The sequence below is a fragment of the Mesorhizobium sp. WSM4837 genome, assembly GCF_055811435.1.
Map to the genome: position 1 here is coordinate 1 of NZ_JBVVQE010000004.1, position 24,984 is coordinate 24,984.

General features: G+C 64.1%; 25 protein-coding genes and 1 riboswitch. Of the genes, 14 read left to right on the forward strand and 11 right to left on the reverse strand.

All coding sequences use genetic code 11. The annotated features are described in order from the left end of the window. Positions 1–201: 201 nt before the first annotated feature. From AC0L3D_RS03255 to AC0L3D_RS03265, 3 genes are all read right to left on the reverse strand, one after another. A complete protein-coding gene (locus AC0L3D_RS03255) occupies positions 202–438 on the reverse strand; it encodes a DUF680 domain-containing protein (protein ID WP_027151989.1) in 237 nt (78 codons plus the stop codon). Between the two features lie 74 nt (positions 439–512). After that, on the reverse strand, positions 513–737 hold the full coding sequence (locus AC0L3D_RS03260) for a DUF680 domain-containing protein (protein WP_473626934.1): 225 nt from the start codon (positions 735–737) through the stop codon (positions 513–515). 67 nt (positions 738–804) lie between these two features. Continuing rightward, positions 805–1,011: a DUF680 domain-containing protein gene (locus AC0L3D_RS03265; protein WP_473626933.1), complete on the reverse strand. Its 207-nt coding sequence runs from the start codon at positions 1,009–1,011 to the stop codon at positions 805–807. A 502-nt stretch (positions 1,012–1,513) separates the two neighbouring features. Next, positions 1,514–1,716: riboswitch (cobalamin riboswitch) on the forward strand. Between the two features lie 112 nt (positions 1,717–1,828). Between AC0L3D_RS03265 and AC0L3D_RS03270 the strand changes: the two genes are divergently transcribed. Together AC0L3D_RS03270 and AC0L3D_RS03275 are read left to right on the forward strand one after the other, a co-directional pair. After that, positions 1,829–3,076 carry an aromatic ring-hydroxylating oxygenase subunit alpha gene (locus AC0L3D_RS03270; protein ID WP_473643112.1) on the forward strand — a complete coding sequence of 416 codons (1,248 nt, stop codon included), beginning with the start codon at positions 1,829–1,831 and terminating at the stop codon, positions 3,074–3,076. Between the two features lie 23 nt (positions 3,077–3,099). Beyond that, positions 3,100–4,215 carry an FAD-binding oxidoreductase gene (locus AC0L3D_RS03275; protein ID WP_287063957.1) on the forward strand — a complete coding sequence of 372 codons (1,116 nt, stop codon included), beginning with the start codon at positions 3,100–3,102 and terminating at the stop codon, positions 4,213–4,215. 9 nt (positions 4,216–4,224) lie between these two features. Here AC0L3D_RS03275 and AC0L3D_RS03280 read toward each other — a convergent pair whose 3' ends face one another. From AC0L3D_RS03280 to AC0L3D_RS03300, 5 genes are all read right to left on the reverse strand, one after another. Further along, positions 4,225–4,971: an FAD-binding oxidoreductase gene (locus AC0L3D_RS03280; protein ID WP_473643113.1), complete on the reverse strand. Its 747-nt coding sequence runs from the start codon at positions 4,969–4,971 to the stop codon at positions 4,225–4,227. Next, the gene (locus AC0L3D_RS03285; protein WP_287051530.1) at positions 4,968–5,579 is read right to left on the reverse strand and encodes a molybdopterin-dependent oxidoreductase; all 612 of its coding nucleotides are present in this window, start codon (positions 5,577–5,579) and stop codon (positions 4,968–4,970) included. The genes AC0L3D_RS03280 and AC0L3D_RS03285 overlap by 4 nt, the downstream gene beginning before the upstream one ends. A gap of 84 nt (positions 5,580–5,663) precedes the next feature. Beyond that, positions 5,664–6,383 (reverse strand): MBL fold metallo-hydrolase, encoded by a 720-nt coding sequence (locus AC0L3D_RS03290; RefSeq protein WP_236377940.1) that lies wholly within the window; start codon positions 6,381–6,383, stop codon positions 5,664–5,666. Positions 6,384–6,399: 16 nt separating this feature from the next. After that, complete coding sequence (locus AC0L3D_RS03295; RefSeq protein WP_287051528.1) at positions 6,400–7,566, reverse strand: diphosphate--fructose-6-phosphate 1-phosphotransferase; 1,167 nt, start codon at positions 7,564–7,566, stop codon at positions 6,400–6,402. A gap of 119 nt (positions 7,567–7,685) precedes the next feature. Further along, positions 7,686–8,453, reverse strand: coding sequence for a L,D-transpeptidase (locus AC0L3D_RS03300; protein WP_027151997.1), 768 nt, complete (start codon positions 8,451–8,453; stop codon positions 7,686–7,688). Between the two features lie 188 nt (positions 8,454–8,641). On the opposite strand from AC0L3D_RS03300, the gene AC0L3D_RS03305 reads away from it, so the two are divergent. The 3 genes from AC0L3D_RS03305 (at position 8,642) to xylB (ending at position 12,133) form a co-directional block, all read left to right on the forward strand. Then, on the forward strand, positions 8,642–9,265 hold the full coding sequence (locus AC0L3D_RS03305; RefSeq protein WP_287063966.1) for a LysE family translocator: 624 nt from the start codon (positions 8,642–8,644) through the stop codon (positions 9,263–9,265). Between the two features lie 9 nt (positions 9,266–9,274). Beyond that, on the forward strand, positions 9,275–10,597 hold the full coding sequence (locus AC0L3D_RS03310) for a tetratricopeptide repeat protein (RefSeq protein WP_473643115.1): 1,323 nt from the start codon (positions 9,275–9,277) through the stop codon (positions 10,595–10,597). Between the two features lie 81 nt (positions 10,598–10,678). Further along, positions 10,679–12,133, forward strand: coding sequence for a xylulokinase (gene xylB / locus AC0L3D_RS03315; protein WP_287238492.1), 1,455 nt, complete (start codon positions 10,679–10,681; stop codon positions 12,131–12,133). A gap of 35 nt (positions 12,134–12,168) precedes the next feature. On the opposite strand, the gene AC0L3D_RS03320 is transcribed toward xylB, so the two are convergent. Beyond that, positions 12,169–12,531, reverse strand: a complete 363-nt coding sequence (locus AC0L3D_RS03320; protein ID WP_473643117.1) for a nuclear transport factor 2 family protein — start codon at positions 12,529–12,531, stop codon at positions 12,169–12,171. Positions 12,532–12,644: 113 nt separating this feature from the next. On the opposite strand from AC0L3D_RS03320, the gene xylA reads away from it, so the two are divergent. Beyond that, positions 12,645–13,970, forward strand: coding sequence for a xylose isomerase (gene xylA, locus AC0L3D_RS03325; RefSeq protein WP_473643119.1), 1,326 nt, complete (start codon positions 12,645–12,647; stop codon positions 13,968–13,970). A 185-nt stretch (positions 13,971–14,155) separates the two neighbouring features. Then, positions 14,156–14,362 carry a hypothetical protein gene (locus tag AC0L3D_RS03330; protein ID WP_023796867.1) on the forward strand — a complete coding sequence of 69 codons (207 nt, stop codon included), beginning with the start codon at positions 14,156–14,158 and terminating at the stop codon, positions 14,360–14,362. Positions 14,363–14,367: 5 nt separating this feature from the next. On the opposite strand, the gene AC0L3D_RS03335 is transcribed toward AC0L3D_RS03330, so the two are convergent. Beyond that, positions 14,368–15,348: a GlxA family transcriptional regulator gene (locus tag AC0L3D_RS03335; protein ID WP_473643121.1), complete on the reverse strand. Its 981-nt coding sequence runs from the start codon at positions 15,346–15,348 to the stop codon at positions 14,368–14,370. A gap of 111 nt (positions 15,349–15,459) precedes the next feature. Between AC0L3D_RS03335 and bcoG the strand changes: the two genes are divergently transcribed. The 7 genes from bcoG to AC0L3D_RS03370 all read left to right on the forward strand — a co-directional run bounded on the left by bcoG (position 15,460) and on the right by AC0L3D_RS03370 (position 23,303). Beyond that, positions 15,460–16,371: a 3-dehydrocarnitine:acetyl-CoA trimethylamine transferase BcoG gene (gene bcoG / locus AC0L3D_RS03340; RefSeq protein WP_023796869.1), complete on the forward strand. Its 912-nt coding sequence runs from the start codon at positions 15,460–15,462 to the stop codon at positions 16,369–16,371. Between the two features lie 28 nt (positions 16,372–16,399). Next, positions 16,400–17,029 carry an HD domain-containing protein gene (locus AC0L3D_RS03345; protein ID WP_287226659.1) on the forward strand — a complete coding sequence of 210 codons (630 nt, stop codon included), beginning with the start codon at positions 16,400–16,402 and terminating at the stop codon, positions 17,027–17,029. After that, on the forward strand, positions 17,026–18,099 hold the full coding sequence (locus AC0L3D_RS03350; protein WP_473643123.1) for a 3-hydroxyacyl-CoA dehydrogenase NAD-binding domain-containing protein: 1,074 nt from the start codon (positions 17,026–17,028) through the stop codon (positions 18,097–18,099). Before AC0L3D_RS03345 ends, AC0L3D_RS03350 begins: the two co-directional genes overlap by 4 nt. Positions 18,100–18,103: 4 nt before the next feature. After that, a complete protein-coding gene (locus tag AC0L3D_RS03355) occupies positions 18,104–19,267 on the forward strand; it encodes an acyl-CoA dehydrogenase family protein (protein WP_287171441.1) in 1,164 nt (387 codons plus the stop codon). Between the two features lie 3 nt (positions 19,268–19,270). Beyond that, positions 19,271–21,340, forward strand: a complete 2,070-nt coding sequence (locus AC0L3D_RS03360; protein ID WP_473643124.1) for an acetate--CoA ligase family protein — start codon at positions 19,271–19,273, stop codon at positions 21,338–21,340. A 1-nt stretch (position 21,341) separates the two neighbouring features. Then, positions 21,342–22,124 carry a carnitinyl-CoA dehydratase gene (locus AC0L3D_RS03365; RefSeq protein ID WP_091592612.1) on the forward strand — a complete coding sequence of 261 codons (783 nt, stop codon included), beginning with the start codon at positions 21,342–21,344 and terminating at the stop codon, positions 22,122–22,124. 237 nt (positions 22,125–22,361) lie between these two features. Continuing rightward, the gene (locus AC0L3D_RS03370; RefSeq protein WP_128170373.1) at positions 22,362–23,303 is read left to right on the forward strand and encodes an alpha/beta hydrolase; all 942 of its coding nucleotides are present in this window, start codon (positions 22,362–22,364) and stop codon (positions 23,301–23,303) included. A 5-nt stretch (positions 23,304–23,308) separates the two neighbouring features. On the opposite strand, the gene AC0L3D_RS03375 is transcribed toward AC0L3D_RS03370, so the two are convergent. Next, entirely contained in the window at positions 23,309–24,967 is a 1,659-nt protein-coding gene (locus AC0L3D_RS03375; protein WP_473643126.1) for an FAD-binding dehydrogenase, read from the reverse strand. Positions 24,968–24,984 lie beyond the last annotated feature (17 nt).

Here is a 24,984-nt window from a genome sequence, read left to right on the forward strand (position 1 = left end):
CCCCCCCCCCCCCCCCCCCCCCCCGCCCCCCCCCCCCCCCCCCCCCCCCCCCCCCCCCCCCCCCCCCCCCCCCCCCCTCTTGTGCGTTCCGGTCGCTGTTAGAGCGACGTGCGTCCAAGTGGACGCACAAAAGTACGCTCTAACACTTTAACGCTGCGCATCGTGCTTTCCGAAAATCGAACCGATTTTCGGGCCGATGCGCTAGCGGCCGAACAGGCTCCGGTCGCTGCCCTGCGGGGCGGACTTCTGTAAGTCGCCCGACGAGTTGAGCAGCTTGTAGACCGGCGAGCCGGTATTGCGTACCGAAGACGTCTGCGTGTTGTCGACGTTGATGGTCGCCTGCTTGTTGATGTCGGTTCCGCCAAAGTTGTCGCTACCGGCAAAAGCGCTGCCGGCAGCAATCAAAAGCGCGGCGGCGGTAACAACGATCTTCTTCATTTTCAAAACTCCTGGATTTTCTTGGTTCCACCAGCGCGGCGGGCAAATGCCGCCGCCGCTGTTGGAACGAACTGTTAGTTGTTGCCGAACAGGTTACGGTCGCTGCCGTTGACGGGTTTCTCGTGAGCCGGAACCGGATTCTGCGCCGAAGCCGAATTCCGAATCGAAGCCGTGTACGAGTTGCTGTCGACCGCGGCGGCCGGTTGGTTGGCACCGTTCGATCCAAAGTTGTCGCTGCCGGCAAAAGCGCCGCCGGAGATGGCCACAATGGCGGCGGTGGCAAGAATGAGCTTCTTCATTTCAAATACTCCTGAGTTCCTCAGATCCCGAGCGGCGGACCGCCACTTTGCTGTTTGGGACCAGCTGTTAATTGTTGCCGAAAAGGTTGCGGTCGGCGCCCGGGCCAACGGGCTGCTTTTCAGCGTGAGCCGGCGTCTGGACAGAGGCCGTATACGAGCTGTCGATCGCAGCAGTCGGCTGGTTGGCGGCGTTGGACCCATAATGGTCGCTGCCGGCAAAGGCGCTGCCGGTGATGGCCAGAGCGGCGACGGCAGCAAGAGCGATCTTTTTCATTTTAGTACTCCAGTATCTTAGTCTTCCGTCCGCCTAGCGGCGTGTCTTGGGAGGATGCGCGTCATTCGGACAGCCCCGATGTGGGAAGGCCATTCGGCGGATTCCAATCACGAAGTTGTTCCGTGTGGACCAAGAATCTACACCTTGAAATTGTACCAGAGGCATCTGCTACCATGGTTTTATGGTTTGTTTTCAATACCTTATTCAAAATTAGCCATTCATGATTTGACGGATTGGCGGATCTGCGTTCACAGGGTGCTGCACGCTGTCAACAGAAACGAACCGTTCGGTTCGATTTTAGAAGCGGCTAATAGTCACTTTGGTAAACTGTTAACTTTCCTGACCTCCGCCGCGGGTCAGATTCGATGTCACAGCAGCCGACAGTGGCCGCCGAAAAGTGGGGTTTCAGCCCTGCAGATATAAACCTGCAGGTTTCGCCGGCGGTGTCGCGCCGCATGGATACGATGTCGCTTTCATGCCGACAGTCAGCCGGCCGGCATGATTAGATCACGCCATCTCAGGTGCCGCTTGGTGACGACGAAGCGGAGAATTGGGAAGCCGGTCAGAACCCGGTGCTGCCCCCGCAACGGTGGTGGAGTTCAAGTCGCAACGGGAGACCACTGGGCCACAAGCCTGGGAAGGTGTCGCGATGAGTCCGCAAGGACACTCCAGAGCCCGGAAACCAGCCCGAGATTTTTAGACTCGACTGATCGCGGTGGGCGGTCAAGAGGTGGATGATGCATGTCGGCCCTGTCGCCGGTCTGCGGCCGATCCTCCCTCCATCACCACCAGTTCAGTCCTTACACGAGGACAGGACATGGACGCGCGCAACGACATGCTGAGGCTCTTGCACGGCCGCAGGCAAGGCTATTCGCTCGAGCAGCCCTTCTACACCGATCCAGATTTCTTCAAGCTCGACATGGAGCTGATCTGGTATCGCGACTGGCTGTTCATCGGCCACGATTGCGAGTTGCCGAAAGCTGGCAGCTATATCACCGCCCAGATTGGCGACTATCCGGTCGTGCTGGTCCGCGACCAGCAAGGCAAGATCAATGCCTTCCACAATTCCTGCCGGCATCGCGGCAGCCGTGTCTGCAATGCCGACAAGGGCACTGCGGCGAAGCTGGTCTGCCCCTATCACCAGTGGACCTACGAGTTGGACGGCCGGCTGTTGTTTGCTCGCCAGATGGCAGACGGCTTCGACAAGAGCCAGTTCAGCCTGAAGCCGGTGGCTTGCGAAAGCGTTGGCGGCTACATCTTCATCTGCCTGGCCAACGAGCCGGTCGACTTCGCGCCGATGCGAGCCATGATCGAGCCTTACCTCCTGCCGCACCGGCTGCGCGAGGCAAAAGTCGCCTTCGAATCGACCATCGTCGAGAAGGGCAACTGGAAGCTCGTCTGGGAGAACAACCGCGAGTGCTATCATTGCGCCGGCAACCATCCGGAACTCTGCAAGACATTCCCGGAAGCGCCGACGGTGACCGGGGTGCAGGGCGCCGACAGCGATCCGGAGATGCTCGCGCACTGGGCGAAATGCGAGGCGGCAGGCCTGCCGAGCAAGTTCCGCATCGATCCGGCCGGGCAGTATCGCGCCACCCGCGCGCCGCTGCTGCGCGACGCCGTCAGCTACACGATGACGGGAAGACGCGCGGTGAAGAAGAACCTTTCCGACAGCGTTTCGACCGACCGTATCGGCTCGCTGCTGCTCTATCACTATCCGACGACCTGGAACCATATCCTCGGCGATCATGCCGTCACCTTCCGCGTGCTGCCGATCAGTGCCACGGAAACGGCCGTCACCACCAAATGGCTTGTCCATAAGGACGCGGTCGAAGGCGTCGATTACGACCTCGCCGAACTCACCCATGTCTGGACCGAGACCAACGATCAGGACCGTCGCATCGTCGAGGAAAACGCCTTCGGCATCCTGTCGCCGGCCTATGAGCCCGGCCCCTATTCGGAACTGCATGAGGGCGGCGTCATCCAGTTCGTCGAATGGTACGCCTCCTTCATCGGGCCGCGCCTTGCCGAGGCCGGGCGGCCGGCGCTGCGCAGCGTCGCCTGAACGGGGTCAAGGGGATGAATGCGATGACGGACCTTGGCCTCTACCGCCATCTCGACGAGATGGCGCCCTGGAACGACAGGCTCCAGGTGCTGGAAGTCATCGGCGTCAGCGACGAGGCGCCTGACGTGAAGACCTTCACCTTCCGCTCTGACAACCAGACCTGGTTCCGCTACAGACCGGGGCAGTTCGTGACGCTGGAACTGCCGACCACCGAGGGCCCGCTGATGCGGACCTATACGCTGTCGTCCTCGCCGTCGCGGCCGTTCTCGATCGCGGTGACGGTGAAAGCGCAGGCCGGCAGCCTCGGCACCCGCTGGATGTTCGACAATCTGAAGCCCGGCGTTCACGTGAAGGCCTATGGGCCGGCGGGCGACTTTTCGCTGCACAGCCATCCCGCGGCCAAGTATCTGTTCATTTCGGCCGGCTCCGGCGTGACGCCGATGATGTCGATGCTGCGCTGGCTGAACGACTGCGCGCCATGGACCGATGTCGGCTTCGTCAACTGCGCGCGAAAGCCCGAGGAGATCATCTTCCGCAAGGAACTCGAGCTGCTCGGCAGCCGCATGCCGGGCCTGACGCTCGGCTTCATGATCGAGGAGCGGTCCAGCCGTGAGGGCTGGTTCGGCCATATGGGCCGGATCGACGCGATAAGGCTGCCGCTGCTGGCGCCCGATTTTCGCGAGCGCGAAATTTTCTGCTGCGGCCCCGACCCGTTCATGCGCGCCGTGCGGCAGATGCTGGAGGCGGCCGGCTTCGACATGGCCAACTACCATCAGGAGAGCTTTGCGGCCCCGGCGGTGGAGGAAATACCGGCCCCGTTCGGTTCGCCGCCAGAGGGTGGGCCGGCAAAGGGTGGGGTCGAGGTACCTGCCGAGGCCGCAACGCCGATCCGCTTTTCGCTTTCGGATATCGATGCCGACTGCGTTGCCGGCCAGACCGTGCTGCAGACGGCGCGCGCTTCGGGCGTACGAATTCCCGCAGCCTGCGAGTTCGGCCTGTGCGGAACCTGCAAGGTGAAAAAGGTCTCGGGCACAGTCGAGATGAGCCACAATGGCGGCATCCTCGATCACGAGATCGACGACGGCTTCATCCTGGCCTGCTGTTCGAAGCCGCTGACGGCGCTCGAGATCGACGCCTGACCGGGGAGCTTAAACCCCGTAGCGCTCGGTGCGGATGAGGCTTGCCGGAACGCCGGCATCGATCAGCGCCTGGGCGGCGGCCGACACGAAGGCATTCGAGCCGCAGACAAAGGCGAACCTTGGCGGTGCGGGCAGCCGCACCATCGATTGCTCCATCATCGCAACGTCGATCCGCCGTGAATAGTCCGCCGGGCGCCGGGCGGGCTCGCGGGTCAGCGTCAGCACCAGATCGAAGCCGTCCCGGCGATCGTGGAAATCGATCAGCTCATCGCGAAAGATCACCTCGTCCCAAACCCTTGAAGAAAACACCAACGCCGCGGGCACCACCGATTTGCGTGCGGCACGATGGCGGATCATCGCCATCAGCGGCACCATGCCGGACCCGCCGCCGACCAGCAGAAGCGGGCCGCCGTCGCTGTCGGACCAGACGAAGTGGCCGCCGAGCGGTCCGCGCAACTCGACCTCGTCGCCGACCGCCGCGATATCGTGGAAGAAGGGGGAGACCTCGCCATCATCGAGCCTTTCGATCGCCAGTTCGATCGTCTCGCCGGCTTCCGGCGCCGAGGCGATGGAGTAGGAGCGGCGCGCCTGATAGCCGTCCGGCGCCGTCAGCCTGACATCGACGTGCTGCCCGGCACGATAGGCGAAGGGCCGCGACGGCTGGAGGAAAAAGCTGGTGACGCGCGGCGTGCGCTTTTCGATGCGGGCGATGGTCACCGTCTGCCAGGGCGACTGCGCCGCCGGCCCGTCGCTCATGGATCGCCCGTATAGCGCTGCTCGCGCCACGGGTCGCCATAGATGTGATAGCCGCGCAGCTCCCAGAAGCCGGGCTCGTCACGCTCGGTGAACTGCAGCCCATTCAGCCATTTGGCCGACTTCCAGAAATAGAGATGCGGAACCAGCAGCCGCGCCGGGCCGCCGTGGTCCGGCGTGATCGGCCTGCCTTCGTAAAGCAACGCCACCATCGCCTTGCCGGCAGTGAGATCCTGCGTCGGCACGTTGGTTGTATAGCCGTCGAAGGACAGCGCCAGCGTGAAGGCCGTCGGTGGCTCGATGCCGGCATCCGCCAGAATATCGTCGACCAGCACACCCTGCCACGCCGTGTCGAACTTGGTCCACGCGGTGACGCAATGGATGTCGCGCGTCATCTTGGTCAAAGGCAGCGCGTTGAACTCTGTCCAGTTCCACGTCTTGATCGGCCGCGGTCCGTGCTTGAGCGTGAACGACCAGTCCTCGGTACGCACACGCGGCGTCGGCCCGGCCGACAGCACCGGAAACCCTTGCTCGAGATACTGCCCCGGCGGGATACGCGCATCCGCATCCGTCGGGGGCTTTCGTCCTGAAGAGAAGCCGCGGGTGATCATCGAGACAATCCGTTTGCATCAGGCCGCCTGTCGGCCTTCACCAATGTTGTCAAAGATATTCTGGCGGGCAACCAGATTCTTGGCTTATGCGCCGTCTGTTCGCCTGAGATAACCGGTGGCGATCTCGCGCATCCGGTTGCCGTCGAAGCTTGGTCCATGGCCGCCATGGCCGATGCTGACAGGCAGATCGAGCAGCCGCTGCATTGTTCGGCGATAGGCTGATCGGTCGGAGTCCGGCAGGTCGTCGATCAGCATGGCGTCGTAGATGGCGTCGCCGGCGAAGAACAGGCCGTCGGCCTCATCGAACAGCGCGATCGAATCCGGCGAATGGCCGGGCAGATGCAGCACGCGGAATTGCCGGTCGCCAAGGTCGACCAGATCGCCCTCGTCAAGCGTCCGCGTCAGCGGCGCTGGCGGGATTCTGTATTCGGCCGCTTTCCAGCCCGGCGCCGGCAGCTTCGAGACGGCGCCGTCGAGATCATGAAACATGTGGGCGTAGGTGACGGCGTCGTCCATGCTGTCGAATTGCGCGGCACTCATCCTCGGTCCCGCCCGCAGCGGGAATTCGTGCAGCGAACCGACATGGTCGAGGTGGATGTGGGTGGCGACGACGAGCAGCGGCTTGCCATCAGGTGTGTCGATCTCCGGCGCCAGCGGGCAAATCCCCATGCCGGTGTCGACAAGCAGGTCGACGTCGCGGCCGCGCAAATGCCAAATGTTGGCGCGCACGAAATCATGCACGAACGGCTCGGTCAGCATTGTTGTAGCGGCGTCAACTGCTGTTCTGCTGAACCAGTCAAGCATCAGGCAAAAGCCGGCATCAGACGAACGGCTTTCCGACCTTGTACTTTTCGGGAACCAGCCGCTTCAGATAGGCCATTCCTGCGTCGGAGAGCTGGTTGGTATCCGGCAGCATGAAATCGTCGGGCATGTGACGGGTCTTGCCGGCAACGTTTTTCAGCGGCACCTTCTTCAGCACGGTTTTCTCGCCGTCATATTGCAGTGCCACCGAGCCGCCGCCCTGTTCGGCGACAGCGACCGCAAAGACGCCGGCATCGAAGGCTTCCTGCGCATCGACGGGGTTGATGGCGCCGACATAGCCGCGCGGCATGTAGCCGAGCGCATCGACGCGCGCCCGCTTGCCCGGCAATCCTTCGGCCAGCGCGCGCTCGAGGGCGGCCGGCAGGTCGCTGCCCGACAGCTTGACGTTGCCATGCGCATCGCGCTCCAGTTTGTCCGGCGGGACAAGACTTTCGACCAGCGCCTTGCCGTCGGCGGTGCTGACGCCTTCGGAGACTGCGACGATGCAGCGCTTGTGGCGATCGAGCGTGGCGCGCACGTCGTCGATGAAGGCTGCAGCCGAGAACGGACGCTCCGGCACATAAACGAGATGCGGGCCGCTGTCGGGATCAAGCTGCCATGCGGCGGCGGCGGCGGTGAGGAAACCGGCGTGCCGGCCCATGACGATGCCGACATAGATGCCCGGCAGAGCACGGAAATCGAGGTCGACTGAGAGAAAAGCGCCGGCGACGAACTCGGCTGCCGAAATGAAGCCCGGCGTGTGGTCGTTCTCCTCGAGATCGTTGTCGATGGTTTTCGGCGCATGGACGAAAGCCATCTTGCCGCCGGCGGCGTCGGTCAGGATCTGCTGCGTGCCGGACGTGTCGTTGCCGCCGATGTAGATGAAGGCATCGGCGCCCGCCTTCTTCAGGCCGTTGAGGATGATCTCGCAATAGGCCTCGTCCGGCTTGTCGCGCGTCGAGCCAAGCGCGGCGCTCGGCGTCGCCGCAATCAACCGCAACCGGTCCTCAGGGATAGCCGAAAGATCGACATAGTTGCCGTCGCGGATGCCGCGCACGCCATGGATGGAGCCCAACACCTTGGCGCCGGGATGCCGCTTGCGGATCTCGAGCGCGGCGCCCACCACCGTCTGGTTGATGACGGCGGTCGGGCCGCCGCCTTGCGCGATGACAAAAGTTCCGGACATGCTTCACGTCTCCCGAGCAGTGGCTTTGCAAGTCACATTCGCCTGTCTTGCGAGATCGCGCAACGGGAGAGTCGAGCGGCCGCGTCAGCCGCCTCGAGTTCAGACGATGACCGGGAGGGTCAGACGACGACGACCGGGTTCTTCCTGGAGACGCGGCTGTAGAGGTCGATGATGTCCTGGTTGATCAGGCGAACGCAGCCCGACGACATCGCCTGGCCGATGCTCCACCATTCGGGCGAACCGTGGATGCGGTAGCCGGTGTCCTGGCCGTTCTGGTAGATGTACAGCGCACGCGCGCCGAGCGGGTTGTCGAGGCCGCCGGGCTGCCCGGCCTGCCATTTCACCAGTTCCGGCTTGCGGGCGATCATCTCGGCCGGCGGCCTCCAGGTCGGCCATTCCTTGCCGTACTGGATGTTGGCGCGGCCGGACCAGCGAAAGCCTTCCTTGCCGATACCGACGCCGTAACGGATAGCGTCACCGCCGGGCTGCACCAAGTAGAGCAGCCGCTCCTGCGAATGGACGACGATGGTGCCGGGCTGCTCGCCAGTCGGGTCGACGACGATCTGGCGGCGGAACTCCGGCTTGACCTTGAGGTAGGGCACTTCCGGCAGCGTGAAGCCGCCGTCGGTGACGGAGGCATACATCACACCAGGGCTGGTGATGTTCTTGTCGACGCTGATGCTCGGGCGGACAGGGGTGATCGCGCCGGTGGTGACGCCGTCGAGTTGCAGCGCCGACAGGTCGAGCGTCTGGCTGCAGCCGGCGACGCCGAGCAGCCCCAGCGCACCGGCGCCGGACAACACTGCGCGGCGGGAAAGCTGGATTTCGGAAATTTCGATTTCGTCGCCATTGTGCGGCGGCGTCAGACCTTGCGGCAACTCGCGCATCTACCCAAACCCTACGCTGTCGGCGGGAAACACGGTCCGGCCGGATAGAGTGCATTTTCACCAATCATGGTTGAAAAAGCGTGAAGAACCGTCGCCTGATGTTAACCAGGGGCATTTTCGATTTTTGCCCCTTTACATCTTTGTGAGCCCAAGGATTTATCCTCTTCTTTGAGCTCAAGGAGACGAACATGTCCTTCGAAAACTGGGCCGCCTTTGCCGCCGCCTCGACGATCCTTCTTGTCATTCCCGGCCCGACCATCCTTCTGGTCGTATCCTATGCGCTCGGCCAGGGCTGGCGCACCGCGCTGCCGATGGCGGTTGGCGTGGCATTTGGCGATTTTACGGCGATGACGCTGTCGATGCTGGGCATCGGCGCGCTGCTGGCGGCGTCGGCCACCGTGTTCACGGTGCTGAAGGTGGTCGGCGCCGGCTATCTGATCTATCTCGGCATAAAGCTGTTTCGCGCCGGCGGCACGCTCAAGGCCGAGCCGCGCCTGGACGCGGTGTCCTCGGCCAAGATGATGGCGCATGCCTGGCTGGTCACCGCGCTCAATCCGAAAAGCATCACCTTCTTCGTCGCCTTCCTGCCGCAGTTCCTCGACCGGCATGCCGATTTCTGGACGCAGATGGTGATCTTCGAGACGACTTTCCTGGCGCTCGCCTTCGCCAATGCCTTCGGTTACGCGCTGATCGCCGCAAGGGCACGCAACGTCGTTCGCAACCCGAAGGCGATCCGCATCTTCAACCGCACCGGCGGCACGCTGCTGGTCGGCGCCGGCATCGCCACAGTGGCGATGCGCTCGGGCAATTGAGGACATGACGTGGCAGTCAGGGACGCATTCGGGCTGACATTTTCTGGCGCGACGGAGGCCGGGTTCTCGCCTTACAGCCAGGCCGTGCGCGAACTGCAATGCTTCATCGGCGACCCGGTCGGCTCGGTCGATCGCGCCATCGCCGAGGATCCCGGCTTCGTCATGGCGCATGTGTTCAAGGGCTATCTCTTCGGCCTCGCCACCGAGCGCGAGGCGGCAGCCGTGGCCAGGACATGCCACGAGGCGGCACTGCCGCTTGCCGCCTCGCCGCGCGAGCAGGCGCATGTCGCAGCACTTGGCCATCTTGCCGCAGGACGCTGGCATGAAGCCGCTCGTCTGCTCGAGGATATCGCCATCGAGTTTCCGCTCGATGCGCTGGCGCTGCAGACCGGGCACCAGATCGATTTCTTCACCGGCAATGCCCGCATGCTGCGCGACCGCATCGGCCGCGCGCTGCCGTCGTGGCAGAGCGGCATGCCGGGCTACCACGCCATACTCGGCATGCAGGCGTTCGGGCTGGAGGAAATGGGCGACTATGCGCGCGCCGAAAAGCTTGGCCGCATGGCAGTCGACATCGAGCCGCGCGACGGCTGGGCGCAGCACGCCGTCGCCCATGTCATGGAAATGCAGAGCCGGCAAAGGGATGGCATCGCTTGGATGCGCGCCAACCCCGACGCGTGGACGCGTGAAAGCTTCCTGAAAGTGCATAATTGGTGGCATCTGGCGCTGTTCCACTACGATCTCGGCGAGACCGACGAGGCGTTGGCGCTCTATGACGGCCCAATCTACGGCGAACGCTCGACGCTGGCGCTCAACATGGTCGATGCTTCGTCTATCCTGTGGCGGCTGCATCTCGGCGGCGTCGATGTCGGCGGCCGCTGGGCGGCACTCGCCGCCAACTGGGCGAAGGCCAGCGCCGGCAACTATGCCTTCAACGATGCCCACGCAATGATGGCCCTCGTCGGCGCCGGCCAAGAGACGCCGGCTCGCACCTTGCTCGAGGCGCAGCACGAGGCCATGCACGCCAACGACGACAACGCCGCCTTTACCCGGGATGTCGGCCATCCCCTGACGCTCGCCATCAAGGCGTTCGGCGAAGGCAATTATGCCGAGACGGTCCGCCTGATCCGGCCCATCCGGGCGATCGCCCACCGCTTCGGCGGCAGTCATGCACAACGCGACGTCGTCGACCTGACGCTGATCGAGGCAGCGCTGCGGTCGGGCGACCGTGCATTGGCAAGGGCACTTGCCGCGGAACGCGCGCTGGCGCGGCCCGACAGCCCGCTGTCGGCGCTGCTTTCGCGGCGGGCTGCCGATTTGTCGGAGAATTGACCGGAGGCGGATCTTGTCTTAAAAACTGCCAAGTCAGATTTTTTCGAGATCCGAAAAAATTAATGACAATGGGAGGACACCATGTATCTCGGCCTCGATCTGGGCACGTCGGGCGTCAAGGCGCTGTTGATCGATGCCGGGCAGAGCATCATCGGATCCGGCCACGCGTCACTCGACGTGTCTCGGCCGCACCCCGGCTGGTCGGAGCAGAACCCCGCCGAGTGGATCCGCGCCTGCGAGGGAGCGATCGCCGAGCTCAAGGTTTCTCATCCAGAACAGCTCGCCGCCGTCAAAGGAATCGGCCTCTCCGGCCAGATGCATGGCGCTACATTGCTCGATGCCGGCGACCAGGTGCTGCGCCCCTGCATCCTGTGGAACGACACGCGCAGCCATGCCGAGGCCGCCAAGCTCGACGCCGACCCGCGCTTTCGCAAGCTGACCGGCAACATCGTGTTTCCCGGTTTCACCGCGCCAAAGCTGGTCTGGGTGAGAAACAATGAGCCGGATATTTTCGCCAAACTGGCAAAGGTTTTGCTGCCAAAGGATTTTCTGCGGCTCTGGCTCACCGGCGAGCATATTTCAGAGATGTCGGACTCGGCCGGCACGTCCTGGCTCGATGTCGGCAAGCGAGGCTGGTCATCCGACCTGCTTTCCGCCACGTCGCTCGACGAGAAGCAGATGCCGTCACTGGTCGAAGGCACTGAGAAGGCTGGCGCGTTGCGCAGCGAACTGGCCTCGAAATGGGGGATGCAGGCGGGCATCCCGATCGCTGGTGGCGCCGGCGACAATGCGGCGTCGGCTTGCGGCATGGGCACGGTCGCCGCCGGCCAGGCCTTTGTCTCGCTTGGCACGTCAGGCGTGCTGTTTGCCGCCAATGCGTCCTATCTGCCCAACCCGGAAAGCGCGGTGCACACATTCTGCCACGCGTTGCCCGACACCTGGCACCAGATGGGCGTCATCCTGTCGGCAACCGATTCGCTCAACTGGCTGTCCGAGATTTCAGGCAAAGGCGCCGGCGAGCTGACCGCCGAGCTCGGCGATACGCTGAAGGCGCCGACCGGCGTGTCCTTCCTGCCCTATCTCTCGGGCGAGCGCACCCCGCACAATGATGCGGCCATTCGCGGCTCGTTTACCGGGCTTGCGCATGAATCGAGCCGCGCCGTGTTGACCCAGGCCGTGCTGGAGGGCGTGGCTTTCGCCTTCCGCGACAGTCTCGAAGCCCTGGCCAAAGCCGGCACGACGCTGACGCGGGTGACGGCGATCGGCGGCGGCTCGCGCTCGCACTACTGGCTAAAGGCAATCGCCACCGCGCTCGGCCTGCCCGTCGACATTCCCGCCGACGGCGATTTCGGCGCCGCCTTCGGTGCAGCGAGGCTTGGCCTGATCGCGGCGACGGGCGCCGATCCGCTCAGAGTGTGCACGGCGCCGGCCACCGATGCCACAATCGAGCCGGTCGCCGCGCTAAGCAACGCCTATGCGGATGCCTATCAGCGCTACCGCTTGCTTTACCCGGCTATCAAGGCGGCCACGGCGTGAGTGGTTTCCCACCCACGCCGCGGCCCGAGATCACCTCACTGTGCCGGGACCTTGTCGAGAAAGCCGGTGACGCTTTTCAGGCGGCCATTCTCGATGACGCCGATGTCGGTGCCTTCGATGACGGAATCGGTGCCTTCCGGCCCGAGATTCCACGAGAAGCGGATCGTGTCGCCAAACCCGTCCGGCTTGCCCTTCAGCGAGAACCGGAAGCCGGCAAATCGTTTTTGGACACCATTGATCAGTGCGGCGAGGCCATTGTGGCCGTCTCCCTGCATGATCGGATCGCGGTAGCTGACGTCATCGGTGAAGGCCGCCTTGAGCAAGGCTTGCCGGCGCGCGGCATCGCTCTCGTTCCAGGCGGCGATGTAGTTTTCGGCGATCGTGTTGAGGTCGGTCATGGTCTGTCTCCGTGGTTGATTGGCTTTGACATGACCCTTTTCATCCAGCGCCAGCGCGAAACCAATTACGCCTGAGGTAATCAGGACCGAACCCTGCGAGAGGACAGACAGACATGACCAGCGGCTTTTTCGGCGACATCCAGAAGATCAAATACGAGGGGCCGGATTCGACCAATCCGCTGGCCTACCGGTTCTACAATCCCGATGAGGTTGTCGCCGGCAAGCGGCTGGAAGACCATTTGCGCTTTGCCGTCGCCTACTGGCATTCCTTCGCCTGGCCAGGCGGCGATCCGTTCGGCGGCCAGACCTTCGAGCGGCCGTGGTTCGCCGAGGCCGGTGGCACCGACACGATGGAACTGGCCAAGCTCAAGGCCGATGTCGCCTTCGACATGTTTTCGCTGCTGGGTGTTCCCTATTTCTGCTTCCACGATGCCGATGTGCGGCCGGAGGGAAAAGATTTTTCTGAAAGTGCCGCGCGGCTCGACGAGATATCAGATTATTTTGCGGCGAAGATGAAGAAGACCGGGGTCAAGCTACTTTGGGGCACGGCCAACCTGTTCTCCAATCGCCGCTTCATGGCGGGAGCCGCCACCAATCCCGACCCGGACGTCTTTGCCTATGCGGCAGCGACGGTCAAACACTGCATCGACGTCACCAAGCGGCTGAAGGGCGAGAATTATGTGCTGTGGGGCGGCCGCGAGGGCTATGAGACGCTGCTCAACACCGACCTTGCCCGCGAACAGGAACAGGCCGGCCGCTTCCTCAACCTGGTCGTCGACTACAAGCACCGGATCGGCTTCAAGGGCACCATCCTGATCGAGCCGAAGCCGCAGGAGCCGACAAAGCACCAGTACGACTATGACGTCGCCACGGTCTACGGCTTCCTGAAGCGCTTCGGGCTGGAGAAGGAGGTCAAACTCAACATCGAGCAGGGCCATGCGATCCTGGCCGGCCATTCCTTCGAGCATGAACTGGCGCTGGCCAATGCGCTCGGCATCTTCGGCTCGATCGACATGAACCGCAACGACTACCAGTCGGGCTGGGACACCGACCAGTTCCCCAACAACGTGCCGGAGATGGCATTGGCCTATTATCAGGTCCTGCAGGCCGGTGGCTTCAAGACCGGCGGCACCAATTTCGACGCCAAGCTTAGGCGACAGTCGCTCGATCCGCAGGATCTGCTGATTGGCCATATCGGCGGCATGGATTGCTGTGCACGCGGCCTCAAGGCCGCCGCTCGCATGGTCGGGGACAAGGCGCTGTTGGGACCGTTGGCCGAGCGCTATGCCGGCTGGAACTCGGCCGAGGCCAAGGCGATGCTTGCCGGCAAGCGGACGCTGGAGGAGATCACCGAGCGCGTCGTCAAGAAGAAGATCGAGCCGCAGCCGAAATCCGGCCGCCAGGAACTGCTCGAGAATATCGTCAACCGATACGTCTGAGGTGCCGCACCGGCGGGTCTGTTGACCGACCCGCCGGCCCGGAACAGCTTTGCGCGAGGGCGGAACCGACGACAAGGTTTTGCCTCGCACCGCCCCTCAATCGCCTCGCTCTTGCCTTCAAACAGCCGTCACGAATCTTGTATATGTGGTTCGTGGCGGGAACAGAAAGAAGGAGGCGAACCGATATGCAGCACGAACGCGAAATCGACGCCCTGCTCTCATCTGGCGAGGGATCGATCATCGACCGGCTGATGGCGCTGCCGCATCCGAAGGATGGCGCGCGCGGTGCAAACGAATGGGACCGCGCGGTCGCCAGCCGCTTCGAGACCCACCTTGCGAGACAGATGCGCTCGCAGATCGACGGCAAAAGCGACCGCCAGGACGCTGCCTGACCCGACTATCTCCTGCGCAGCCTGACCGGCGCTTCGCCGAAAGCTCTTGAGAACGCCCTGGAAAATGCCGCGGCGGACGAGAACCCCGTTCGCCCGGCAATATCGGCCATGGCCACGCGCGTGTCGACCACCAGCCGGCGCGCTGCACCCAGCCGCAGCCTGAGATAATAGGCGCCCGGCGTCTCGCCGATCGACTTGCGAAAGATGCTTTCCAGCGTACGTGCCGTCACCCCGGCACGCTTTGCCACCGCGGCGATGGTCAAGGGCTGGTCGACGTGGGTTTCCATCAGCCGGATGGCTTGCGCAAGCCGCGGATCGTAGCCGTCGAGGCGGCCGAGCGAGACCAAAGGCTGCGCGTCGGTCGCGGCGCGTGCCTGGTCGTAGATGAAGACGCTTGCCACATCGAGCGCGACCGCCATGCCGAGCCGCGTGCGGATCAGATGCAGCATCAGGTCGAAGGTCGGCGAAGCGCCACCGGAGGTGAAGACCGGCCCGTCGATGACATAGCGGTCGGGGCGAACGTCGACCTCGGGAAAGGCCGAGGAGAAATCCTCCATGTCCTCCCAATGGGTGGTGGCGCTGCGCCCTTCCAGCAGACCGGCGCGGGCGACCAGCCAGGTACCGGCTTCGACGCCGCCGCAGGCGCGTGCGGCGCGCCCCGCTCGGCGCAGGCCGGCAAGCAGGGCCGACGTGGCATAGTTCTGCGTGCCGAAACCGGCGACGACGACAAGCACATCCGTCGTATCCGCCGCATCGAAGCGGCCGCTGACCGCAACCGGCAGGCCGCATGTGGTGGCCGGCGCGTCGCCGGGGACCGCAACCAGCCGAAAAAAGAACAGCGGCTCGCCGGCCAAACGGTTGGCGGCGCGCAGCGGATCGACGGCCGAGGCCACGCACATGATCGACGACCCGGAAAACACCAGCAGCGTCACCTTGAGCGGCAACCGTTCGGCGCGAAAGATCGACGACTTTTCGTTTTTCATCATACGCACTTCGTAAAATGCAAAACAGTTTCCGGCAAGTCAGGCATTGTTGCCATCTGTTCGATTGGATCCATGTTTGATCGGGGCCATCTGTGCTGATTGGGAGAAAAGTCGATGCCGCTTGCGATGAACCGTGAGGTCTTCATTACCTGTGCCATAACCGGGTCCGGCAGCTCGCAAGACCGCAGCCCGCATGTGCCGCGCTCGCCCAAGCAGATCGCCGATTCGGCCATCGACGCGGCAAAGGCGGGTGCGGCGATCGTCCACTGCCATGTGCGCGACCCCGAAACCGGCCGGCCGCGCCGCGACGTGCAGCTTTATCGCGAAGTGACCGAGCGCATCCGTGCGGCAGACGTCGACGTGGTGCTGAACCTGACCGCCGGCATGGGCGGCGACATGGTGTTCGGCTCGCCGGAAAACCCGCTGCCGCTGAACGAGAAAGCCACCGATATGGGCGGCGCCACCAACCGCGTGGAACATGTGCGCCAGTGCCTGCCGGAGATATGCACGCTCGACTGCGGCACCATGAATTTCGCCGAGGCCGACTATGTCATGACCAACACGCCAGGCATGCTGCGCGCCATGGGCGGCATGATGACGGCGCTTGGCGTCAAGCCGGAGATCGAGGCCTTCGACACCGGCCATCTGTGGTTTGCCAAGCAACTGGTCGAGGAAAAGGTGCTGGACCCGGATGCTCTCGTGCAGTTGTGCATGGGCGTGCCATGGGGCGCGCCGGACGATCTCAACACTTTTATGGCGATGGTCAACAATGTGCCGTCAGGTTGGACCTGGTCGGCGTTCTCCATCGGCCGCAACCAGATGGCCTATGCCGCCGCCGCGGTGCTGGCCGGCGGCAATGTCCGCGTCGGGCTCGAGGACAATCTCTGGCTCGACAAGGGCGTGCTGGCAACCAATGCGCAGCTGGTCGAGCGGGCGGTCAGCATCGTGTCGAACATGGGCGCAAGGGTCATCGGCCCCGATGAAGTGCGCAAGAAGCTCAATTTGACAAAGCGCGCGCCGCTTTGAACAAGCAATCGGTAGGGAGGAGCCGCCGATGAAGACCGTGAAATTCACCGCAATGAAGGATGGCGACCGCGACGATTACGCGTTCCTCACCGAGCACGAGATCGACTATGCGGCGAAGACCGGCGAACGGCTGCTTGACGCGCTTGTCCAACTCGACGAAGGCCTGTCCGGCTACAAGATCACCCGGCTCGGCCATTCGCTGCAGGCGGCGACGCGCGCATGGCGCGACGGCGCCGACACCGACTGGATCGTCTGCGCCCTGCTGCACGACATCGGCGACGTCTACGCACCGTACAATCACGACGAATATGCAGCTTCGGTCCTAAAACCTTTCGTGCGCGAGCAGTGCACCTGGGTTGTGGAAAAGCACGGCGACTTCCAGCGCCTCTATTACGCCCACCATCTCGGCGGCAATCCGCATGCGCGCGACCGTTTCGCCGGCCACCTTTATTTCGACGATTGCGACCAGTTCTGTGAGCGCTGGGACCAGTCGAGCTTCGACCCCGACTACGAGACGTTGCCGATCGACTTCTTCCGGCCCTTCGTGCTCGAGGTGTTTGCGCGCAGGGCCTATGACCCCACCGTGATCCGCGCCGGCGAGCGCGTGCCTCTCATCGACCTGGAAAAAGCCAGGACAAGAACCGGAGCCTCCGCATGAGCATCATCACCAAGGCAGCTGCAATCGGCGGCGGCGTCATCGGCGCCGGCTGGGTGGCGCGACTGCTCTTGAACGGCATCGACGTGTCGATTTTCGATCCCGACCCCGAAGCCGCGCGCAAGGTCGGCGAAGTGATGAAAGGCGCGCGCCGCGCCTACAAGCAGATGCTGCCCGACGGCCTGCCAAAAGAAGGCAAATTGACCTTTGCCAAGACCATTGCCGACGCCGTCGCCGCTGCCGATTTCGTCCAGGAAAGCGTGCCGGAACGGCTCGACCTGAAACACCGCGTGCTGGCCGAGATCGACCTCTATGCGCCGGCCAATGCCATCGTCGGCTCCTCGACCTCCGGCATCAAGCCGACCGACATGCAGGTGGCGATGAAGAAGCATCCGGAACGGCTGGTCGTCGGCCATCCATTCAACCCGGTCTATTTGCTGCCGCTGGTCGAGATCGTCGGCGGCGAGCAGACCTTTCCCGAAGCGATCGAGGTCGCCAAGGAGATGTACGCCTCGATCGGCATGAAACCGGTGGTGATCCGCAAGGAGATCGAGGCGTTCGTCGGCGACCGCCTGCTGGAGGCGGCATGGCGCGAGGCGCTGTGGCTGATCAAGGACGGCATCTGCACGGTCGAGGAACTCGACGACATCATACGCTATGGCTTCGGCCTGCGCTGGGCGCAGATGGGCATGTTCCAGGTCTACCGCGTCGCCGGCGGCGAGGCCGGCATGCGCCATTTCATGGCGCAGTTCGGGCCGTGCCTGAAATGGCCGTGGACCAAGCTGATGGATGTGCCGGAGTTCAACGACGAACTGGTCGACCTGATCGCCACGCAGTCGGACGATCAGGCGGATGGCCTGTCGATCCGCGAACTCGAAAAGATCCGCGACGACAATCTGGTCGCCATCATGGATGCGCTCTCGAAGCAGAACAAAGGCAGGGGCTGGGGCGCCGGCGCCTTGCACAAGGACTATACGAAGCAGCTCGCCAAGCTTGCGGCGAAGAAGCCCACCGCCTCCAAGTCGGCCGAGAAGGCCAAGGCCGAAAAGCCGAAGAAAAAGAAGAAAGGCTGAGACCATGGATTTTGGCCTCTCCGAGGAACAGAAACTGATCGTCGAGACGACGCGCGCCTTCGTCGAGAACGAGCTTTACCCGCATGAGCGCGAGGTCGAGCGCACCGGCGTGCTGCGCCGCGAGCTGATCGATGAGATCAAGGCCAAGGCGATCGAAGCCGGGCTCTATGCAGCCAACATGCCTGCGGAGGTCGGTGGCGCCGGCCTCGATACGGTGACCTGGCTGCTTTACGAAAAGGAACTTGGCCGCGCCAATTACGCGCTGCACTGGACCTGCGTGGCGCGGCCTTCCAACATCCTCTTGGCCGGCACGCCGGAGCAGCGCGAAAAGTATCTTTATCCCTGCATTCGCGGCGAGAAATGGGATTGCCTGGCGATGACCGAGCCGGGCGCCGGCTCCGATCTGCGCGGCATGAAGGCGACCGCGGTTCAGGACGGCGACGACTGGGTGCTGAACGGCACCAAACACTTCATCAGCCATGCCGATCTTGCCGATTTCGCCATCGTCTTCATGGCTTCGGGCGAAGAGGAGACGCCGCGTGGAAAACGCAAGAAGATCACCGCCTTCTTCGTCGACAAGGGCACCAAGGGTTTTACGGTGCGTGACGGCTACCGCAACGTCTCGCACCGCGGTTACACCAACGCCATCCTCGAATTCGACGATTGCCGGCTATCCGGAGCCCAGGTTCTGGGCGAGGTCCACAAGGGTTTCGACGTCGCCAATTCGTGGCTTGGCGCAACCCGCCTGCAGGTCGGCGCGACCTGTCTCGGCCGGGCCGAGCGGGCGCTTGGCCATGCGATTGAATACGCCGCGCAGCGCCAGCAGTTCGGCCAGCAGATCGGCAAGTTCCAAGGCGTTTCATTCAAGCTTGCCGATATGGCGACAGAACTGAAAGCGGCCGACCTGATGGTGTTCGAAGCCGGCTGGAAGTACGATCAGGGCACCGTCACCGATCAGGACATGGCCATGGCCAAGCTGAAGGCCACCGAGATGCTTGCCTTCGTCGCCGACGAGGCGATCCAGATCCATGGCGGCATGGGGCTGATGGACGATCTGCCGCTGGAACGCATCTGGCGCGACGCCCGCGTCGAGCGCATCTGGGAAGGCACGTCGGAAATCCAGCGCCACATCATTTCACGGGCGCTGCTGCGCCCGTTCGGGGGCTGATAAATGCACAAACTTGAGCGCCTCTTGCGCCCGCGCACGATTGCCGTGTTCGGCGGCGCACAGGCCGCCGCCGTCGTCGCGCAGTCGATCAAGATGGGCTTTGCCGGCGCGATCTGGCCGGTGCACCCGACCAAGGACGAAGTCGCCGGTCGCAAGGCCTACCGTTCGGTGGCCGACCTGCCCGGCGCCCCGGACGCCGCCTTTGTCGGCGTCAACCGGCATTCGACCATCGAGGTGGTCAAGGCGCTGGCCGAGCGCGGTGCCGGCGGCGCCGTCTGCTTTGCCGCCGGCTTTCTCGAGACCGAGGCTTATGACGAGCATGGCGAGCGATTGCAGGCGGAACTGGTCGCTGCGGCGGGCCAGATGCCGATCATCGGGCCGAACTGCTACGGCCTGATCAATTATGCCGACGGCGCGCTTTTATGGCCCGACCAGCATGGCGGCATCAGGCTGGCCGAGGGCGGCCGCGGCGTCGCCATCATCACCCAGTCGTCGAACATCGCCATCAACATGACGATGCAGAAGCGCGGCCTGCCGATCGCCTTTCTGATGACCGCCGGCAACCAGGCACAGACCGGCCTTTCGGAAATGGCGATCGGCCTGATCGAGGACGATCGGGTCACTTCGCTCGGCCTGCATATCGAGGCGTTCGATTCGGTAGCCGGCTTCGAAAGGCTGGCCGCGCGGGCGCGAGAGCTGAAGAAACCGATCATCGCCATGAAGGTTGGCCGCTCCGAGCAGGCGCGGCAAGCAACGGTATCGCATACCGCGTCTTTGGCCGGCTCGGACGCTGCCTCGGGCGCCTTCCTGAAGCGGCTCGGCATCGCCCGCGTCGATTCCATCCCTGCCTTCATCGAGGCGCTCAAGCTACTGCACGTCACCGGCCCCCTGCCCGGCTACCGGCTGTCGTCGATGAGCTGTTCGGGCGGCGAAGCGTCTGTCATGGCCGACAGCGCCGAAGGCCGCTGGGTCAATTTCCCGGCGCTGACCGACACCCACCGCGCCCACGTCAAATCGACGCTCGGGCCGCTGGTTGCGGTGGCCAACCCGCTCGACTACCACACCTTCATCTGGAACAACGAGCCGGCGATGACCGCCACCTTCACCGCCATGGTGTCGGGCGGCTTCGACCTCAACATGCTGGTGCTCGATTTCCCGCGCCCCGACCGCTGCTCCGACACCGACTGGTGGACGACGCTGCGCGCCTTCGAATCGGCGCTGAAGACCAACAAGGCGCAGGGCGCGATCGTCTCCTCGCTGCCGGAAAACCTGCCCGAGGAATACACCGCCGGGCTGATGGGACGCGGCATGGTGCCGTTGTTCGGCATTTCCGAAGCCATGGACGCCGCCCAGGCGGCCGCCTTCATCGGCTGGGCCTGGCGCGAGCCGCAGGCGCAGCCGATCGACACCTCCGCTTCCGGGGCGCCGGCCGGCGACCATGTCACGCCTGATGAGGCCGAGGCGAAAGCGCGGCTGATCGAGGCCGGGCTCCCCGTGCCGAGCGGTGAACGCGCCGGCAATGCGGTCGAGGCGGTCATCTCCTCGATGGCGCTCGGTTTTCCGGTTGCGCTCAAGGCTTTGGGCGTCACCCACAAATCCGAGCTTGACGCGGTTCGGCTCAACCTCAGGGACGCCGAATCCGTCAGCACGGCCGCCCATGATCTCGATGCGCTCGGCACCGGCCTCTATGTCGAGCGCATGGTGCGCGACGGCGTCGCCGAACTGCTCGTCGGCTTCACCCGTGACCCGATGTTCGGCGCGGTGATGACGCTGGGCACCGGTGGTGTGCTGGTCGAGCTGCTGCGCGACAGCGTCACGCTGATGCTGCCGGCGACCCGCGACGACATCGAGGCGGCATTGCGCCGGCTCAAATTGTTCCCGCTGCTCGAAGGCTATCGCGGCCGGCCCAAGGCCGATCTCGCGGCGGCCATCGAGGCGATATCAGGCATCGCCGCCTTCGTGCAGAAAAATGCCGGCGAGATCGAAGAGCTCGACATCAACCCGCTGATCGTCTGCGCGCAAGGCAAAGGCGCCTGGATCGCCGACGCGCTGCTGGTACTTGGAGAAAACTAGAATGTCTGACGTCATCACCACCCGCCGCGAGGGCACGATCCTCGAAGTCACGCTCGATCGGCCCAAGGCCAACGCTATCGACCTGAACACCTCGCGGCTGATGGGCGAGACCTTCAAGGCGTTCCGCGACGATCCGGATCTGCGGGTCGCCATCGTCAAGACCGCCGGCGACAAGTTCTTCTGCGCCGGCTGGGACCTGAAAGCCGCGGCCGGCGGCGATGCTGTCGACGGCGACTATGGCGTCGGCGGGTTCGGCGGGCTGCAGGAGCTGCGCGATCTCAACAAGCCAGTCATCGCCTGCGTCAACGGCATGGCGGTCGGCGGCGGCTTCGAGCTGGCGCTGTCCTGCGACCTCATCTACGCGTCGGATCACTCCTCCTTTGCGCTGCCGGAAATTCGCGCCGGCACGCTGGCCGATGCAGCGACGATCAAGCTGCCGAAGCGCATTCCCTATCATGTCGCCATGGACCTTTTGTTCACCGGCCGCTGGATGGATGTCGCCGAAGCGCATCGCTGGGGTCTGGTCAACGAGGTTCTGCCCAAGGAGAAGCTCGAGGATCGCGTCTGGGAGATCGCACGACTGCTCGCCGGCGGTCCGCCGCTGGTCTTTGCCGCGATCAAGGAGACGGCGCGGGTCGCCGAAGCACTCACCTTCCAGGACGCGATGAACCGGGTGACGCGCCGCCAATTGCCGACGGTTGACGCACTGTACGGCTCGGAGGACAATCTCGAGGGTTTTCGCGCCTTTGCCGAAAAGCGCGACCCAGTGTGGAAGGGGAAGTGAAGGTATTGTTGAAATGACGGCACTCCGTCACACCCCCCTCTGGCCTGCCGGCCATCTCCCCCTCAAGGGGGGAGATCGGATGTCGCTTCGATTTTCGCCAATCTCCAACATTGCAAGATGGGCTGCAAGGCCGAAGCTGCCAATCTCCCCCCTTGAGGGGGAGATGCCAAATTCTGTCAAACAGGGCAGGCCAGAGGGGGGTGTCCAGGCGAATTCGTTGCGATCCGGTCAGCGTCCATGACCGACTACAAAAAACTGATCGACGCCGAGACCTGGGCCTTCATCGAGCGGACCAATTCCTACTATCCGCCTGATGCGATCGACTACACGATCGATCAGCAGCGCGACATCTACGACCGCATGTGCCGTGAATTCTCTGCCGGCCACCCAGACAACGTTACGGCGGAGACCACCGCCATTGCCACGCCTTCGCATCCCATCCCGATCCGCATCTACCGCACACCCGCGCCGGAAGCGGCGGCGATGGTGCTTTATTTCCATGGCGGCGGTTATATCCTCGGCGGGCTCGACAGCCATGACGACCTCTGCGCCGAGCTTTGCAGCCGCACCGGCTATGAGCTGGTTTCGGTCGATTACCGGCTGGCGCCGGAACATCTGCATCCGGCCGGCTTCGACGATGCCATCAGCGCCTTCGAATGGGCGGCGACGACCTACAAGCGCCCGATCCTGCTTTGCGGCGACAGCGCCGGCGGCAATCTTGCCGCCGCGGTCAGCCATGCGACGCGCGGCCATGCACGAAGGCCGATCGGCCAGGTGCTGATCTATCCCGGCCTTGGCGGCGACCGCTCGCAAAGCTCTTACGTGACCCATGCCGAGGCGCCGATGCTGACGGTCCGCGACCTCGATTTCTACACGAATATCAGGACCGGCGGCGAAGACCGCACCGGCGATCTCACGCTGTCGCCGCTGGCCGATGCCGATTTTGCCAATCTGCCGCCGACTGTGCTGATCACCGCCCAATGCGACCCGCTGTCGTCAGACGGCGAGGCTTATCGCGACCGCCTCGTCGCGGAGGAGGGTCACGCCTACTGGTTCGAAGAGCCGGGGCTGGTGCATGGCTATCTCAGAGGCCGGCACACGGTCGGTCGTGCGCGCTCGAGCTTTTCCCGGATCATCGACGCGGTGTCGGCTCTGGGACGCGGCGAATGGATCTGGTGAGGGTCCTACCCCACTGCCCGCGACGCCGCCCGGCCGGCGCTGCGGCCTGAAAAAATGCAGCCGCCAAGAAACGTCCCTTCCAGCGCCGCATAGCCATGCATGCCGCCGCCGCCGAAACCGGCGGCTTCGCCAACCGCGTACAATCCTTCGACCGGTTGGCCATCGGTACCCAGGACGCGGCTGTCGAGATCGGTCTGCAAACCGCCCAGCGTCTTGCGGGTCAGGATGTTGAGCCTGACCGCGATCAGCGGCCCATTGGCAGGGTCGAGCATCTTGTGCGGCTTGGCCGTGCGGATCAGCCGGTCGCCGAGATAGGCTCGGGCGCCGCGCAAGGCGGTGATCTGCATATCCTTGGAGAACGGATTGTCGAGCTGCCGGTCACGGGCGCGGATTTCGTGCTCGACCTGCGCGTGTTCGAGCAGCGGCTCGCCGCCGACAAGCGCGTTCATGCGGGCGACCAGCGCCGGCAAATCAGGCTCGACGATGAAATCCTCGCCCTTCTCCATGAACGCCTTTACCGGACCGGGAACGCCCGATGTGGCGCGGCCAAGCACTTGGCGCCAGCTTTTTCCGGTGAGGTCGGGGTTCTGCTCGGAGCCCGACAGCGCGAACTCCTTCTGGATGATCTTTTTGGTCAGGATGAACCAGGAATAATCGAAGCCGGTGCTCATGATGTGGCTGAGCCTGCCCAGCGTGTCGAAGCCGGGATAGAGCGGCACCGGCAGGCGCTTGCCGCGGGCGTCGAGCCACAGCGACGACGGGCCGGGCAGGATGCGGATTGCATGGTCGGTCCAGAGCGGCGCCCAGTTCCTGATGCCTTCGACATAGTGCCACATGCGGTCGCGGTTGATGATGCTGCCCCCGGCCTGTTCGGTGATCGCCAGCATGCGGCCGTCGACATGGTCGGGAACGCCAGAGATCATGCACTTGGGCGGCGTGCCGAGCCGCTGCGGCCAGTTTTTGCGGACAAGCTCGGGATTGCCGCCGATGCCGCCGGAGGCGACGATGACCGCTTGCGCCTTGAGCTCGAAATCGCCGGCGATATCGCGCGAACTCCTGCGGCCGCGCTCGACATCGCTCGGCTCAAGCATGTCGCCGCGCACGCCATTCACGGCGGCGCCTGTCTGCGTCAGTTCGTTGACCCGGTGGCGGAATTTGAATCGGATCAGCCCGCTATTCTCGGCCTCGCGCACGCGCCGTACGAACGGGTCGAGCACGCCCGGCCCGGTGCCCCAGGTGACGTGAAAGCGCGGCACCGAATTGCCGTGGCCGACGGCGTTGCCGCCGCCGCGCTCGGCCCAGCCGACGATTGGGAAGAACTTCATGCCGCGCTGCGTCAGCCAGGAGCGCTTCTCGCCGGCGGCGAAGCCGACATAGGCCTCGGCCCAGCGGCGCGGCCAAAAATCTTCCGCACGGTCGAAGGCGGCGGTGCCAAGCCAGTCCTCGAGCGCCAGATCATGCGAATCGCGGATGCGCATGCGCCGCTGCTCGGGCGAATCGACGAGGAAGATGCCGCCAAGCGACCAGAACGCCTGGCCGCCGAGCGACTGTTCAGGCTCCTGGTCGACAACGATGGTCTTCTTGCCGGCCTCGGCCAGCTCGGCCGCCGCGACGAGCCCGGCAAGGCCGGCGCCGACAATGATCACATCCGCATCGTCAGCCACTTTCTCCCCCCGGCTCT

Bases quoted from the DNA above. Each gene is read 5' to 3' on its own strand.
- AC0L3D_RS03255 (WP_027151989.1), bottom strand. From the start codon at position 438: ATGAAGAAGATCGTTGTTACCGCCGCCGCGCTTTTGATTGCTGCCGGC.
- AC0L3D_RS03260 (WP_473626934.1), bottom strand. From the start codon at position 737: ATGAAGAAGCTCATTCTTGCCACCGCCGCCATTGTGGCCATCTCCGGC.
- AC0L3D_RS03265 (WP_473626933.1), bottom strand. From the start codon at position 1,011: ATGAAAAAGATCGCTCTTGCTGCCGTCGCCGCTCTGGCCATCACCGGC.
- AC0L3D_RS03270 (WP_473643112.1), top strand. From the start codon at position 1,829: ATGGACGCGCGCAACGACATGCTGAGGCTCTTGCACGGCCGCAGGCAA.
- AC0L3D_RS03275 (WP_287063957.1), top strand. From the start codon at position 3,100: ATGACGGACCTTGGCCTCTACCGCCATCTCGACGAGATGGCGCCCTGG.
- AC0L3D_RS03280 (WP_473643113.1), bottom strand. From the start codon at position 4,971: ATGAGCGACGGGCCGGCGGCGCAGTCGCCCTGGCAGACGGTGACCATC.
- AC0L3D_RS03285 (WP_287051530.1), bottom strand. From the start codon at position 5,579: ATGATCACCCGCGGCTTCTCTTCAGGACGAAAGCCCCCGACGGATGCG.
- AC0L3D_RS03290 (WP_236377940.1), bottom strand. From the start codon at position 6,383: ATGCTTGACTGGTTCAGCAGAACAGCAGTTGACGCCGCTACAACAATG.
- AC0L3D_RS03295 (WP_287051528.1), bottom strand. From the start codon at position 7,566: ATGTCCGGAACTTTTGTCATCGCGCAAGGCGGCGGCCCGACCGCCGTC.
- AC0L3D_RS03300 (WP_027151997.1), bottom strand. From the start codon at position 8,453: ATGCGCGAGTTGCCGCAAGGTCTGACGCCGCCGCACAATGGCGACGAA.
- AC0L3D_RS03305 (WP_287063966.1), top strand. From the start codon at position 8,642: ATGTCCTTCGAAAACTGGGCCGCCTTTGCCGCCGCCTCGACGATCCTT.
- xylB (WP_287238492.1), top strand. From the start codon at position 10,679: ATGTATCTCGGCCTCGATCTGGGCACGTCGGGCGTCAAGGCGCTGTTG.
- AC0L3D_RS03320 (WP_473643117.1), bottom strand. From the start codon at position 12,531: ATGACCGACCTCAACACGATCGCCGAAAACTACATCGCCGCCTGGAAC.
- xylA (WP_473643119.1), top strand. From the start codon at position 12,645: ATGACCAGCGGCTTTTTCGGCGACATCCAGAAGATCAAATACGAGGGG.
- AC0L3D_RS03330 (WP_023796867.1), top strand. From the start codon at position 14,156: ATGCAGCACGAACGCGAAATCGACGCCCTGCTCTCATCTGGCGAGGGA.
- AC0L3D_RS03335 (WP_473643121.1), bottom strand. From the start codon at position 15,348: ATGATGAAAAACGAAAAGTCGTCGATCTTTCGCGCCGAACGGTTGCCG.
- bcoG (WP_023796869.1), top strand. From the start codon at position 15,460: ATGCCGCTTGCGATGAACCGTGAGGTCTTCATTACCTGTGCCATAACC.
- AC0L3D_RS03345 (WP_287226659.1), top strand. From the start codon at position 16,400: ATGAAGACCGTGAAATTCACCGCAATGAAGGATGGCGACCGCGACGAT.
- AC0L3D_RS03350 (WP_473643123.1), top strand. From the start codon at position 17,026: ATGAGCATCATCACCAAGGCAGCTGCAATCGGCGGCGGCGTCATCGGC.
- AC0L3D_RS03355 (WP_287171441.1), top strand. From the start codon at position 18,104: ATGGATTTTGGCCTCTCCGAGGAACAGAAACTGATCGTCGAGACGACG.
- AC0L3D_RS03360 (WP_473643124.1), top strand. From the start codon at position 19,271: ATGCACAAACTTGAGCGCCTCTTGCGCCCGCGCACGATTGCCGTGTTC.
- AC0L3D_RS03365 (WP_091592612.1), top strand. From the start codon at position 21,342: ATGTCTGACGTCATCACCACCCGCCGCGAGGGCACGATCCTCGAAGTC.
- AC0L3D_RS03370 (WP_128170373.1), top strand. From the start codon at position 22,362: ATGACCGACTACAAAAAACTGATCGACGCCGAGACCTGGGCCTTCATC.